Origin of the sequence: Planktothrix pseudagardhii (assembly GCF_904830925.1) — a bacterium.
Classification (GTDB): Bacteria; Cyanobacteriota; Cyanobacteriia; order Cyanobacteriales; family Microcoleaceae; genus Planktothrix; species Planktothrix tepida.
The window spans coordinates 2,784,500-2,798,771 of the sequence record NZ_LR882967.1 but is presented as its reverse complement, the minus strand read 5'-3'; the positions used below and the strand labels follow the sequence as shown (position 1 = coordinate 2,798,771).

At 41.0% G+C, this 14,272-nt stretch carries 9 protein-coding genes; 5 read left to right on the top strand and 4 right to left on the bottom strand.

Annotation, left to right across the window (positions count from 1 at the left end):
* Positions 1 to 254 precede the first annotated feature (254 nt).
* The 5 genes from NMK36_RS11855 to NMK36_RS11835 all read left to right on the top strand — a co-directional run bounded on the left by NMK36_RS11855 (position 255) and on the right by NMK36_RS11835 (position 10,445).
* A complete protein-coding gene (locus tag NMK36_RS11855; protein WP_254173782.1) occupies positions 255 to 1,925 on the top strand; it encodes an AAA-like domain-containing protein in 1,671 nt (556 codons plus the stop codon).
* The gene (locus tag NMK36_RS11850; protein ID WP_254173781.1) at positions 1,925 to 5,386 is read left to right on the top strand and encodes an AAA-like domain-containing protein; all 3,462 of its coding nucleotides are present in this window, start codon (positions 1,925 to 1,927) and stop codon (positions 5,384 to 5,386) included. The genes NMK36_RS11855 and NMK36_RS11850 overlap by 1 nt, the downstream gene beginning before the upstream one ends.
* Positions 5,387 to 5,561: 175 nt before the next feature.
* A complete protein-coding gene (locus tag NMK36_RS11845) occupies positions 5,562 to 5,834 on the top strand; it encodes a UPF0175 family protein (RefSeq protein ID WP_254173780.1) in 273 nt (90 codons plus the stop codon).
* Entirely contained in the window at positions 5,815 to 6,297 is a 483-nt protein-coding gene (locus NMK36_RS11840; protein WP_254173779.1) for a DUF3368 domain-containing protein, read from the top strand. Before NMK36_RS11845 ends, NMK36_RS11840 begins: the two co-directional genes overlap by 20 nt.
* A 68-nt stretch (positions 6,298 to 6,365) precedes the next feature.
* Positions 6,366 to 10,445, top strand: coding sequence for a hydantoinase B/oxoprolinase family protein (locus tag NMK36_RS11835; protein ID WP_254173778.1), 4,080 nt, complete (start codon positions 6,366 to 6,368; stop codon positions 10,443 to 10,445).
* 76 nt (positions 10,446 to 10,521) lie between these two features.
* On the opposite strand, the gene NMK36_RS11830 is transcribed toward NMK36_RS11835, so the two are convergent.
* From NMK36_RS11830 to NMK36_RS11815, 4 genes are all read right to left on the bottom strand, one after another.
* Positions 10,522 to 10,959 carry an ATP-binding protein gene (locus NMK36_RS11830; RefSeq protein ID WP_193870642.1) on the bottom strand — a complete coding sequence of 146 codons (438 nt, stop codon included), beginning with the start codon at positions 10,957 to 10,959 and terminating at the stop codon, positions 10,522 to 10,524.
* Positions 10,960 to 10,966: 7 nt separating this feature from the next.
* A complete protein-coding gene (locus NMK36_RS11825) occupies positions 10,967 to 11,965 on the bottom strand; it encodes a sugar transferase (RefSeq protein ID WP_254173777.1) in 999 nt (332 codons plus the stop codon).
* Between the two features lie 175 nt (positions 11,966 to 12,140).
* Complete coding sequence (gene fmt / locus NMK36_RS11820) at positions 12,141 to 13,136, bottom strand: methionyl-tRNA formyltransferase (RefSeq protein ID WP_254173776.1); 996 nt, start codon at positions 13,134 to 13,136, stop codon at positions 12,141 to 12,143.
* Between the two features lie 69 nt (positions 13,137 to 13,205).
* Positions 13,206 to 14,114: an OmpA family protein gene (locus tag NMK36_RS11815; protein ID WP_072721636.1), complete on the bottom strand. Its 909-nt coding sequence runs from the start codon at positions 14,112 to 14,114 to the stop codon at positions 13,206 to 13,208.
* Between the last annotated feature and the right edge of the window lie 158 nt (positions 14,115 to 14,272).

Here is a 14,272-nt window from a genome sequence, read left to right as displayed (position 1 = left end):
CCCTCTTGTTCCCCTAAACCCCACAGGCTAAACCCTACCCCCTCTTCAATTTACCGAAAAAATTAGGTTTAAAGCCCTGTCCCTTCGACAAAGCTGAGAACTGGACTCAGGGCAAGCTCTTCTAGGACGGGTTTTTTGTTTTGTAAAAATGACAGACTTTCCTCGGTTGGGGCAATAGGGTTTAAAATCAAACTCAATCGCAGGAAATTGAGAATTTTTCACCTCGTATCGTGTGTATAGTAGGAGTTTTATTGATGAGTAGTGCCAGTCGCAGGAAGAAAACGATTTTATTTTTAGCCGCAAATCCTGAATTTTCTTGCCAGTTACGTTTAGATAAAGAAGTTAGAGAAATTGAAGAAGGATTAAAACGATCTCAAAAAAGATCAAAATTTAAGTTAGAGAAAAGATCCGCAGTCACACCGAAAGATATGCAGCGTGCTATCTTAGACTTAAACCCTGAAATTATTCACTTTTCGGGTCATGGAGTCGGAAAGGGTGGGTTAGAGTTAGAAGATGAACAGGGACAAGTCAAACTGGTGAGTGCTGAGGCGTTAGGGCGTTTATTTGAACTGTTTAAAGAACAGATAGAATGTGTGGTTTTAAATGCTTGTTATTCGGAAGTTCAAGCCCAAGCTATTGTTAAGTATATTCCTCATGTAATTGGGATGAAACAGGCAGTGAGTGATCAAGCTGCTATTGCATTTGCAATGGGATTTTATGATGCTTTAGGAGCGGGAAAAGACTATGATTTTGCTTATAAATCAGGCTGTACGAGTATTAGTATGGCAGGAATTAATGAGGGACTAAACCCGATTATTAAACGACAAGATGATTTAGAATCTCCGAGCATTAAAAAACCTGGTTTATCGAAAATATCCTCCGCAACAATAACGAATTTTTCTGATATTTTAGATAGTCCTGAAGGATCAGTGAGTTTAGATTCTCCCCTTTATATTGAACGTCCTCCCATTGAAGCAGATTGTTATGAAACCATCTTAAAAACAGGAGCATTAATTAGAATTAAAGCTCCCCGACAGATGGGAAAAACTTCTTTAATGCAGCGTATTCTTAACACCGCTAAACAACAGCAACATCAAACCGCCTATCTGAATTTTCAAGAATTTGATCATGATTCTCTCAATAGTCTTGATTTGTTTTTACAGGGATTTTGTGCTAATGTTGCCAATGGGTTAGAATTAGAGGATAAATTATCGGATTTTTGGAAAGGAGGTTTAGGGAGTAAAACCAAATGTAGTAACTATTTTCAACGGTATTTATTGACAACAATTTCTCAACCCTTAACCCTGGGATTAGATGAAGTCGATCAGGTATTTCAACATCTTGAAATTGCTCAAGAATTTTTTGCGTTACTGCGAACTTGGCACGAAAAGGGCAAAAATGAACCTGTATGGCAACGTTTACGGCTGGTAATTGCCCATTCTAAAGAAGTTTATATTCCCTTAAATATTAATCAATCTCCCTTTAATGTCGGTTTACCGATTGAATTACCGGAATTAACGGTAGAACAAGTTACAGATTTAGTCAAACGACATGGTTTAAGCTGGTCAAATTTAGAAATAGACAGTTTAATGGGAATGGTAGATGGACACCCGTATTTAGTCAGAAAAGCGTTGTATGAAATGGCGCGATCGCGTTTAACTTTAGAAGAATTTATTAAAATTTCTCCAACAGAAGAAGGGTTATATAGTGATCATTTACGTCGTCTTTTATTCAACTTAAATCAAAATGATGGAGAATTAGCTAAGGCGATGAAAAGAGTTGTTGCTTCTGAGAATCCTGTGCGGTTAGAAGGCAATTTAGGCTTTAAACTGAGAAGTATGGGTTTAGTTAAATTTCGGGGAAATGATGTGATTCCGTTGTGTAATCTTTATCGGCTGTATTTTAGCGATCGCTTGGGGGTATAATGATGAATAATCATCCCCAATTTCGCTATGATTATCAAGTCGGGGGGAGTCTTCCTGTTGATGCTCCCACCTATATTAAAAGAGTAGCTGATCAGGAATTTTACAACGCATTAAAACAGGGAGAATTTTGTTATGTTCTCAACTGTCGTCAGATGGGAAAATCCAGTTTAAGAGTTCAAACCAGGCGGCGGTTAGACGAGGAAGGATATGCTTGTGTGGCGATTGATATTACCGCCATTGGAACTTTAGAAATTACCCCCGAACAGTGGTATCGAGGGATGATTGAAGAAATTAGTAATAGCTTAGAATTATATACGAAATTTGACTCGGAGGAATGGTGGGAAAATCATCAACATTTATCCTTTACTCAACGGTTTGGAAGGTTTTTAGAAGACATTCTTCTCAAATTTATTACAAAACCGATTGTGATTTTTATTGATGAAATTGATAGTATTTTAAGTTTACCGTTTAAAATTGATGACTTTTTTGCCTTAATTCGAGAGTGTTATAATCATCGAGCAGATCAACCGATTTATCAACGGTTAACCTTTGCGTTATTAGGGGTAACAACGCCACCGGATTTAATTCAAGATAAACGACGCACCCCCTTTAATATTGGTCGGGGAATAGAATTAACCGGATTTCAGTTAACAGAATCTCATCGCCTCGCTGATGGATTTATGGCTCAAACTGATAACCCCGAAAAGGTATTAGAAGCGGTCTTATATTGGACGGGAGGACAACCGTTTTTAACCCAAAAACTCTGTAAATTAATTCGAGAAACGGAGCAGAAAATTCCCTTAAATCAAGAGACAGAATGGGTGGAAAATTTAGTTCAAGACCGAATTATTACCAACTGGGAAGGACAGGACACTCCTGAACATTTAAGAACAATTCGAGATCGGATTCTACGTTCAGGACATCAACGCACGGGACGACTTCTCGGACTCTATCAACAAATCTTACAACAACAGGGAATTGCTGCGGAAGATAACTCTGATCAAGTGATGTTGCGGCTATCGGGATTAGTGGTAAAGCATCAGGGAAAACTCAACGTTTATAATCAAATTTATGCAAAAGTTTTTAATTTAACTTGGGTAGAAACAGCCTTAGCAGATTTACGACCTTATGCAGAAGCGTTTAGTGCTTGGGAAAAGTCAGGACGTCAGGATGAGTCGCGGTTATTGCAGGGGGAAGCGTTAAAAGAAGCGAAAAAATGGGCAGAGGAAAAAAGCCTGAGTAGTGAAGATTATCAATATTTAGCAGCCAGTGAAGAGTTAGATAAACGGGCGATGCAAGCGGAATTAGATGCCAAACAAAAAGCTTATGAAATTTTATCAAAAGCTAAACAACGAGCTAGTTTAATCGGGCTGATTTCTGGTGTCGCCTTTGCCGTTGCTTTCGTTTCTTTCGTTGGAGTTATGATTGCAGTCAGAGAAGCAAAGTTAACTTTAGCCGCCACAGAAGTCCGGTTAAAAGCTTCTTCTGCACGGGAATTATTCAGTCAGGGTCAAGGATTATTAGCCTTAAAAGAAGCCTTAACCGCAGCTAAACAACTCAAAAAATTAGATCCTTCTGTTTGGAATAAAAATAATACCCGTCTGCAAACCGCTATCACCCTTCATCAGATGTTGTATGGGGTAAAAGAGCATAATAGCTGGATAGCTCATCAGGATATAGTCAAGAGTGTGAGTTGGAGTCCCGATGGTCAAACCCTCGCTTCCGGTAGTCAGGACAACACCATCAAGCTGTGGAACAAACAGGGTCAACTGTTGCAGACTCTCCAGGGTCATGAGAGTTCGGTCTGGAGTGTGAGTTGGAGTCCCGACGGTCAAACCCTGGCTTCTGGCAGTTCTGGCACCATCAAGCTGTGGAATAAAGACGGCAAGCTGTTGCATACCCTCGATCAGTATTCGGGTAATGTAAGTTGGAGTCCTGACGGCCAAACCCTGGCTTCTAACAATCATTCCGTCATCTGGCTGTGGAGCAAAGACGGCAAACTGTTGCACACCCTCCAGGGCCATAAGAATGATGTCGAGAGTGTCAGTTGGAGTCCCGACGGTCAAACCCTGGCTTCTGGCAGTCTTGGCACCATCAAGCTGTGGAACAAACAGGGCAAGCTGTTGCACACCCTCCAGGGTCATGAGTTCGGGGTCATGAGCGTGAGTTGGAGTCCCGACGGCCAAACCCTGGCTTCTGGTAGTGCTGACGACACCATTAAGCTGTGGAACAAAGACGGCCAGCTGTTGCACACCCTCCAGGGCCATAAGAATGATGTCGGGAGTGTGAGTTGGAGTCCCGATGGCCAAACCCTGGCTTCTGGTAGTTGGGACAACACCATCAACCTGTGGAGCAAAGACGGCAAGCTGTTGCAGACTCTCCAGGGTCATCAGAATTCGGTCGAGAGTGTGAGTTGGAGTCCCGACAGCCAAACCCTCGCTTCTAGCAGTTATGACACCATCAAGCTGTGGAACAAAAACGGCAAGGAGTTAACTACCGTCGAGGGTTATGTAACTGGTGTCCAGACTGTGAGTTGGAGTCCCAACGGCCAAACCCTCGCTTCCGGCAGTATACACAAGACCATCGAACTGTGGAACAAAGACGGCAAGGAGTTGCAGACTCTCCAGGGTCATCAGGATGCGGTCGAGAGTGTGAGTTGGAGTCCCGATGGCCAAACCCTGGCTTCTGGTAGTGCTGACGACACCATTAAGCTGTGGAACAAAGACGGAAAACTGTTGCACACCCTCCAGGGTGATGAGTTCGGGGTCGAGAGTGTGAGTTGGAGTCCCGACAGTCAAACCCTCGCTTCCGGTGGTTTGGACAAGACCATCAAGCTGTGGAACAAAGACGGCCAGTTGTTGCAGACCCTCCAGGGTCATGAGAGTGATGTCTATAGTGTGAGTTGGAGTCCCGACGGTCAAACCCTCGCTTCCGGTAGTTGGGACAAGACCATCAACCTGTGGAGCAAAGACGGCCAGCTGTTGCACACCCTCCAGGGTCATCAGGATTTGGTCATGAGTGTGAGTTGGAGTCCCGACGGCCAAACCCTCGCTTCCGGTAGTGAGGACAACACCATCAAGCTGTGGAGCAAAGACGGCCAGCTGTTGCACACTCTCAGGGGTCATGAGTTCATGGTCGAGAGTGTGAGTTGGAGTCCCGACGGTCAAACCCTCGCTTCCGGTAGTGATGACAAGACTATCAAGCTGTGGAGCAAAGACGGCCAGCTGTTGCACACCCTCCAGGGTACTCAAGATCAGGTCGAGAGTGTGAGTTGGAGTCCAGACGGTCAAACCCTCGCTTCCGGTAATGATGATATCAATCTGTGGAATTTTGATTTAGATCAATTAATGGTATCGGCTTGTGAGTGGATGAAGGATTATCTGGAGAATAGTTCGAGTGTGAGTGAGGAGGATAGACGTTTGTGTGATGGGGTGACGGTGAAGCAGAATTCTAAGCCTTGAAATAAATTTCACCGCACGAAAGCAAAAACCCGTTTTAACGGGTTAATAAAATCAAGATAACGTAGAGACGTTGCATGCAACGTCTCTACAGCCCGAACTTTAGTTCAGGACTTTTATCGAAATTTAGATGCTTAACAGCTTATAATAAAATTGGAAACCTTAAAGGATAAAGGCTATGATGCAGACAGTATCAATCCAACTCCCTGAAAGCGTTTTTTCTGCATTGCGGAAAGATCCTGAAGAATTAGGCAAAGAAATGAGAATTGCTGCGGCAGTTAAATGGTATGAACTAGGGGAAATTTCCCAAGGGAAAGCGGCAGAAATTGCAGGTCTAACTCGGTTAGAATTTATTAATCTTCTCTCCCGTTATCACGTTTCACCGTTTCAATATACCCCTGAAGATATTACTGAGGAGTTAGCGAGTATTAATGCAAAAAGTAGTGATTAATAGTTCACCTTTAATGGTTTTATTCAAAAGTCAATTAATTAATATACTCCCCCAAGTTTGTCAAGAAATTATTATTCCTAATGCAGTTTGGTCAGAAGTGGCAGAAGCAGGTAAAAACGATCTACCCTCTCAGCAACTTCCTCAAATGACCTGGGCTAAAAAAGTTGATTTAGTCTCTGTGTCTCCTACAATTACCGCATGGGGATTAGATCCAGGTGAAACTGAGGTATTAAGTTTTGCCTGGGAAAATAAAGGTTATCGTGCAATTATTGATGATGCAGCAGGGAGACGAGTTGCCCGTACTTTAAATATACCGTTGGTTGGTACAGCAGGGTTATTATTATTTGCTAAACAAAAGGGTTTTCTGGATTCTATGACTGTCGCCATTCAATTATTAAAAAATTCTGGTTTGTGGTTATCAGATGATTTAGTAAAATATTTACTAGAACAAGCTGGAGAATAATCCAATCTATTGTTGCCATTCAACGGATTATTCTTTAGAGAAACTTTTTGATTTCGATTGAATTGATTATGACTTCCACACCCCAACCCAACGCTACAACCTATCAATTTTGGATTGACCGAGGCGGCACGTTTACCGATATTGTTGCCCGCAAACCCGATGGAAGTTTAATCACCCATAAATTATTATCAGAAAATCCCCAACGTTATCCCGATGCAGTCATTCAAGGGATACGAGAAATATTAGACTTATCCCCCCATCAACCCATTCCCAGTGAATTAATTTCCGAAGTGAAAATGGGAACCACCGTTGCGACGAATGCCTTATTAGAACGAAAAGGCGATCGCACTTTATTAATTATAACAAAAGGTTTCAAAGATGCGTTAAGAATTGGCTATCAAAATCGCCCCGATATTTTTGCCCGTCAGATTATTTTACCCGAAATGCTCTATGAACAAGTCATAGAAGTTGAAGAACGTTATACCGCCCAAGGCGAAGAATTAACCCCCGTTAATTTAGCACTATTAAAACCCCAATTAGAACAAGCTTATCAAACCGGAATTAGAAGCTGTGCCATTGTTTTAATGCACGGTTATCGCTATCCCCACCACGAACAACAAATCGCCACATTAGCCCAAGAAATCGGCTTTACTCAAATTTCCGTTTCCCATCAAATTAGCCCATTAATGAAATTAGTTAGCCGAGGGGATACCACCGTTGTTGATGCCTATTTATCGCCTATTTTAAAACGTTATATTAATCAAGTTGCATCTCAATTAAATTGTGACGCTGAGAAATTGCGACCTAACCCCCCAGCCCCCTTCCCTGCGAGGGAAGGGGGAGTAAGAGATCTTTTTAAGATTAGAGATTTAATATTAAGAATTCTTCCCCCCTCTCCTCTAAATTTTAATCCTGAGAAATTGCTACGACCTAACCCCCCCGCCCCCTTCCCTGCAAGGGAATGGGGAGTAAGAAATCTTTTTAATATTAGAGATTTAATATTAAGAATTCTTCCCCCCTCTCCTCTAAATTTTAATCCTGAGAAATTGCTACGACCTAACCCCCCAGCCCCCTTCCCTGCAAGGGAATGGGGAGTAAGAAATCTTTTTAAGATTAGAGATGTAATCTCAAAAATTCTTCCCCCCTCTCCTCGCAGGAGAGGGGCTGGGGGAGAGGTCAAACTAAATCCCATTAAATTAATGTTTATGCAATCCAATGGCGGCTTAACCAATGCCCAAAAATTCCAAGGAAAAGATAGTATATTATCAGGGCCAGCCGGGGGAATTGTTGGGGCAGTTCAAACCAGTTTAAAAGCCGGATTTCAGAATATTATTACTTTCGATATGGGCGGAACATCCACCGACGTCGCCCATTTTAATGGCGAATATGAACGCCAATTTGAAACAGAAATAGCGGGAGTTAGAATGCGAACTCCGATGATGGCTATTCATACCGTCGCGGCGGGAGGCGGTTCAATTTTAACCTTTGATGGGTCAAGATATCGCGTTGGGCCAGAGTCCGCAGGCGCTAATCCTGGGCCAGCTTGTTATCGTTTAGGAGGGCCGTTAACCGTTACGGATGCTAATGTAATGTTAGGGAAAATTCAGCCCCAATTCTTCCCAAAAGTATTTGGAAAAAATGGTGATTTGCTCTTAGATTCTGAAATTGTTCGCCAAAAATTTACTGAATTAGCAATAGAAATTCAAACCCAAACGGAAGATAACAAAACACCGGAAGAAGTCGCTACCGGATTTATAACTATTGCTGTTGAAAATATGGCAAATGCGATTAAAAAAATATCCCTACAACGGGGTTATGATGTTTCTAATTATACCCTTTGTTGTTTTGGCGGTGCAGGGGGTCAACACGCTTGTTTAATAGCCAATACATTAGGAATTAAACAAATTTTTATTCATCCCTACGCTGGAGTTTTATCGGCTTATGGCATGGGGTTAGCAGATGTTAGAATATTACGAGAAAAAGCGATAGAAAAACCATTAACCGGAAATTTAATTTCTGAGTTAGAAGCTAGTTTTTTAGAGTTAGAAACGGAAGCAAAAACAGAATTAGAAAATCCAGACTCAAAAATAGAGATAATTCTGAAGCTTAATCTCAAATATGAGGGAACAGATTCTATATTATCGGTTAATTTGATCCCCCCTACCCCCCTTAGTAAGGGGGGAGAAAGAGAGGCTAATTTTTATGATTCTGTGTTAATGACTTTAAAACAACAATTTGAACAACAACATCAAACCCGCTACGGATTTATTAAACCCGAAAAAAACTTAATTGTTGAATCCATTAATATTGAAATTATTCAAAAAATGGATACTTCCGAAGAACCGATATTAACCCGAACTCGCACTCAACCTCCTACAGCGATCGCAACAGTTCCTATATATACTAATAATCAATGGCAAAATACCCCTATTTTTGAAAGAGATGATTTACAACCTGGAGATATTATTAACGGCCCTGCTATGATTATAGAATCCATTGGCACGAATATTATTGAACCCGGATGGCAAGCAGAATTAACATCAAAAAATCATTTGATTTTAAAACGAACTGATTGTATTAACTCTCCCTTAGTCAGAGAAAATCGGGAAATTAAAGCTGACCCTGTAAAATTAGAAATCTTTAAAAATCTATTTCAATTTATTGCAGAACAAATGGGAATTACGTTGCAAAATACCGCCAGTTCTGTTAATATTAAAGAACGCCTCGATTTCTCCTGTGCGATTTTTGATCAAAATGGGCAATTAGTGGCTAATGCACCCCATATTCCCGTTCATTTAGGGTCAATGGGTGAAAGTGTTGAAAGTTTAATTGCTGCGAAAGGAGAAACCCTAAAACCTGGGGATGTTTATCTATTAAATAATCCCTATAATGGTGGCACTCATTTACCCGATGTCACCGTCATTACCCCTGTTTTTAATAATTCTGGGAAACAGATATTATTTTATGTCGCTTCACGGGGACATCAAGCGGATATTGGGGGAATAACACCGGGTTCAATGCCTCCTAATAGTACCCATATTGAGGAAGAAGGGATTTTAATTGATAATATTCAATTGGTTAAACAAGGGAATTTTTTAGAAACAGAACTCTTAAATTTATTAACATCAGGAAAATACCCAGCCCGAAATCCTGCCACAAATATTGCTGATTTACAAGCGCAAATTGCAGCAAATGAAAAAGGCGTTCAAGAACTGCAAAAAATGGTCACTAAATATGGCTTAAATACGGTTAAAACTTATATGCAATATGTTCAGGATAATGCCGAAGAATCCGTTCGTCGAGCAATTGATGTGTTAACCGATGGTGAGTTTACTTATCAAATGGATAATGGCGGGGTGATTAAAGTTAGTATTCAAATTGATAAAAATAACCGTAACGCTACAATCGATTTTACCGGAACATCTGAACAATTAACCAGTAATTTTAACGCTCCCAAATCTATTTGTAAAGCCGCCGTTTTATATGTATTTAGAACCTTAGTAGACGATAATATTCCTCTGAATGCAGGTTGTCTAAAACCCTTAGAAATTATTATCCCTGAAGGCTGCTTTTTAAACCCCCATTATCCGGCGGCTGTGGTTGCGGGAAATGTGGAAACGTCTCAAGCGATAGTTGATGCGTTATATGGTGCATTAAACGTGATGTCAGCGTCTCAAGGAACAATGAATAACTTCACCTTTGGTAACAAAAATTATCAATATTATGAAACCATTTGTGGAGGTTCCGGTGCGGGAATCAATTATCATGGAACTGATGCCGTTCATACCCACATGACTAATTCCCGTTTAACTGACCCAGAAGTATTAGAATGGCGTTATCCGGTATTATTAGAAGAGTTTAGCATACGAGAAAATAGTGGCGGTTTAGGACAATTTAAAGGCGGGAATGGGATTATTAGAAAAGTTCAATTCTTAGAACCCATGACCGCAGCAATATTATCAGAACATCGCATTATTCCCCCCTTTGGGTTAAACGGCGGACAACCCGGTTTAGTCGGTAAAAATTATGTAATTCGCAACGATAAAACTAGAGAAGAATTAAACAGTACCGCCACCGTTGAAATGAATATTCATGATACTTTTGTAATTGAAACTCCTGGGGGTGGAGGATATGGGAAAAATCATTAACCTTGACCAGATATTAAATGATTCCCTATTCGTAATTCGTAATTCGTAATTCGTAATTCGTAATTCCCTGTTCCCTCTAATAAATTTGTTTTCTCATCACCAAACAATTGCGTTGATCATCTAACCGTGTATAATACAATTCATCCGTTAATTTAGACATAAAAATCAGTCCTCGTCCGCCTTCATGTTCTAACGGGTCAGCGTGCATTTCACTCATCATCTCTAGGGCTTTTTCTAAGTTAAAAGGTTCTCCCCAGTCCCAAATTCGCATTTCAATCCAGGGGGAAAAAACCTTAACTTCTAACTCAATAGGTGTCGTTTCAGGTAAGGTACGATGAGCATGGCGCACAGCGTTTGTAAAACCTTCGGTTAAAGCAATTTGACACTTATGAAAAATATCTGAAGGCAGAAAAGTAGAGGTGATTCTGTCAAACCACTTTAACACATCTTCTAAGGCGGTTAAGGAGGTTTTCACCTGAAGATTAGATTGTGCTAGTAGCGCTTCATTACTCATCAATTCTCTACATAGCACCGCTATTTTTCTTGAATACAACCATTATAGTTTTGGCAATTAACTTCATGTCGTATATTAAACTCCAATTTTCTTGATACTTCAAATCTAAACGAATAATATCCTCAAAATTTTTAACTTGAGAGCGACCATTTACTTGCCATTCTCCCGTCATTCCCGGCTTAACATCTAATCTTTGCCATTGAGGAACTTCATAACGTTCCACCTCATCCGGTGTAGGCGGACGAGTACCCACTAAACTCATTTCACCCTTTAAAACATTCCAAAATTGCGGTAATTCATCTAAACTGGTTCGCCGTAAAAACTGACCCACTTTGGTAATTCGAGGGTCATTATCATTCTTAAAAATAGCCCCTTTTGCTTGATTGGGAATTTTATCTTTCAGTGCTTCTGCATCAGTACACATAGACCGAAATTTCCAAATGCGAAACCGTTTTCCCATCCAACCACAACGCACTTGACCAAAGAAAATCGGCCCCGGACTATCTAAACGAATCGCCAGAATAATCGGAACTGCTAAGATTGATGTAATTCCTAAACCCACAAGCGCACCCACAACATCAATGAATCGCTTCAACCAAGACCTAATTGAAGGATGAGTGACCGGAAGGCGATTTTCCCCTCTTGTTTTCTCCTTGGGTTGTTCGTTCGCACTCGGAGGTTCAATAGTTAACACTTGGTCGAGGGAAGTGAGGGAAAAAACAGCCATTACTTGAGAGCCAACGGATTTTAAAATTAACTCAATCCCTTTGGCTTTTGTTGTTTTTAGATTGCTAATCAGTGCACCAATTCCACTACTATCAATAAATATAGTCTGGCTAAAATCCAAAATAATTTTTTTCGGCGGAGGATTGAGAGAAATAACATCCTGACAGGTCGTTTTAAAGGAAACCGCCTCTAACACACTTAAACGTTCTGGTAAGCGAACAGAGACGATCTCTCCTGCTAGGGTAATGTGAAATTTTTCCTCTGGAATTTGACCAACCATCTCCATGATTTGCTGGGTAGTTGTTGTTAATTTGACTGCTGTATTTTGACGATACTGACAAAGAATTGAGAAAGAGGCTGAATTATAGTTGAAAATTGTGGTAGATTTACCTCTTTCTACTGTGAAAATGGCACCCCTGGTAAAACGCTCTATTATTTTAAGATTCAGAATGATTCTATCCTAAAATTTCTCCAACCGCTAGACGGGTTCCATTTGCAAAATCCAAACCCGATTGTACTCGTTTTCCAGCTAATTGTACTTCTGTCAATAGTAGTAATCCTGCACCCGTTTGCACCACTGGCCCAAAACGTTTAACTAAAGCGACTACTTCTCCCGGTTGTCCTGAAAGTTGGGATAAATAGGGCCATTGTTGTTGCAAATTTTGGTATTGCGGGGGAAATTGGGACTGATATTCTGGGATTAAAGGTACAGTAGCACAAACTTTCATGGGTTTATCCCGAAATGATGTGATACAGTTGGGGTAAAAGGCTCGAATTTGATGATGTAATGCGATCGCAGATCGATGCCAATCTAAATGATAATCTTGATCTTTAATTAAAGGGGCATAAGTTGCCAAGGCTTGATCTTGAGGAATGGGTTGAATTTCTCCTCTGTCCAATTTGAGTAATGTTTCTACTAATAAATCAGCCCCCAATTGGGCTAAACGTTGTCCTAAATCCGTTGCATTTTCTAACAGTCCAATGGGTGTCACCGCTTTTAATAACATCGGCCCAGTGTCCATCCCTGCATCCATTAACATAGAAGTCATTCCCGTTTCCTCTTCCCCATGATATAAACACCATTGAATCGGGGCGGCTCCGCGATATTTCGGTAAAATTGAGCCATGACCATTCACACATCCCAACCGAGGCATATCCAAAATTTCTGGGGATAAAATTTGTCCATAAGCCACCACCACAAAAACATCCGCCTGAGCTTCTCGCAATAGATTTAAGGTGTTTTGATCTTTTTTCACCCGTTTGGGCTGCCAAATCGATAATTGATGGGTTTCTGCTAATATTTTGACCGGAGAAGGGGTCAATTGACTCCCCCGACCTCGGCGTTTATCCGGTTGAGTCACAACGGCTAAAACGTCAAATTCAGGATGGTCTAACAACCGTTCTAAAGTCGGAACGGCAAATTGAGGCGTACCAAAAAAAACAATTTTCATTATCTTTTAATCAGTTATCAAGTATCCGCATCATCAGTTATCAGTTTAAGAATGAATCCTTGATTATTTCTAGGGTGTAATAGCGACTTCAATACGTCGATTGAGTTGGCGATTATTTTCAGAATTATTATTAACAGTAGGACGATTAGACCCATATCCAATCGCTGACCAGTGATAGTCTGTTCCAGCCGCTTCGGATAAATATTTCATCACCGCTTCTGCACGACTAAAAGATACATCTAAATTTTGTTGAGGATTCCCTTGATTATCCGTATGACCAATCACCCTCACCGCAGCCCCTTTATAAGTTTTAATATCCGTAATAATCGTATCTAAAATCACGTTAGCCCCTGGACGCAAAATCGTACTCCCCACATCAAACAACACATCACTGGGAAACGTAACAATTAGGGTATTCGAGTTTTGACGACGTTCCGGCGTTGTGGAAATCGCAGGGCGGGAAGGTTGAGTCGGTTTTTTGTTTCCCGACCCAGAAGTTGGAGTTGCAGCCCCTAATTGCTGTTCCAGAATTTGTAAACGTTCCTCCAAAGGTTCCGTCGGACGACTCGATCCTAATTGAGTTTCTAAAGCCGCCGTTTTTCCCATGAGCGTATTTAACTGTCCCTGGAGTTGCTGCAACTGAAGGCGCAGTTGTTGACGTTGGGGATCAGTTAAAGTTTGACTGGGTGTGGGGATCGGTTGAGGAGAAGCAGGACTCGGACTCACCACCGGAGTCGGGATCATTCCCCCCGTACCCCAATTTTGGGTTTTCTCAAGCAACTGTTCTGTTAAGGGAACTTCAGACCGGGAATTCGGATAGACTTGAGCAATTGCCATCCCCACAAACCAAGCCAGCACCGAACCCACCGTCAACAGCAGGAGGTTAAACACCATTGTTCCCACAAACAATAGACCGTTAAATCGGCGAGGAACCGGAGGCGGGGGTGGTTGAATTTGTGGCTTTGCAGATTTTGTCATCAATTAATCTCCATAATCAGTTATCAGTTATCAGTTATCAGTTATCAGTTTTTAGTTAACAGTGGGCGACTAACAAGCTGTTAAGTATCTCAATAACATAATCAATTAATAATTATTAAAAATTAACTAATAATTATTAACTTCTGACTCATGACTGA

Coding starts and splice junctions, on each gene's coding strand:
- NMK36_RS11855 (WP_254173782.1), top strand. CDS start 255: ATGAGTAGTGCCAGTCGCAGGAAGAAAACGATTTTATTTTTAGCCGCA.
- NMK36_RS11850 (WP_254173781.1), top strand. CDS start 1,925: ATGATGAATAATCATCCCCAATTTCGCTATGATTATCAAGTCGGGGGG.
- NMK36_RS11845 (WP_254173780.1), top strand. CDS start 5,562: ATGATGCAGACAGTATCAATCCAACTCCCTGAAAGCGTTTTTTCTGCA.
- NMK36_RS11840 (WP_254173779.1), top strand. CDS start 5,815: ATGCAAAAAGTAGTGATTAATAGTTCACCTTTAATGGTTTTATTCAAA.
- NMK36_RS11835 (WP_254173778.1), top strand. CDS start 6,366: ATGACTTCCACACCCCAACCCAACGCTACAACCTATCAATTTTGGATT.
- NMK36_RS11830 (WP_193870642.1), bottom strand. CDS start 10,959: ATGAGTAATGAAGCGCTACTAGCACAATCTAATCTTCAGGTGAAAACC.
- NMK36_RS11825 (WP_254173777.1), bottom strand. CDS start 11,965: ATGGTTGGTCAAATTCCAGAGGAAAAATTTCACATTACCCTAGCAGGA.
- fmt (WP_254173776.1), bottom strand. CDS start 13,136: ATGAAAATTGTTTTTTTTGGTACGCCTCAATTTGCCGTTCCGACTTTA.
- NMK36_RS11815 (WP_072721636.1), bottom strand. CDS start 14,114: ATGACAAAATCTGCAAAGCCACAAATTCAACCACCCCCGCCTCCGGTT.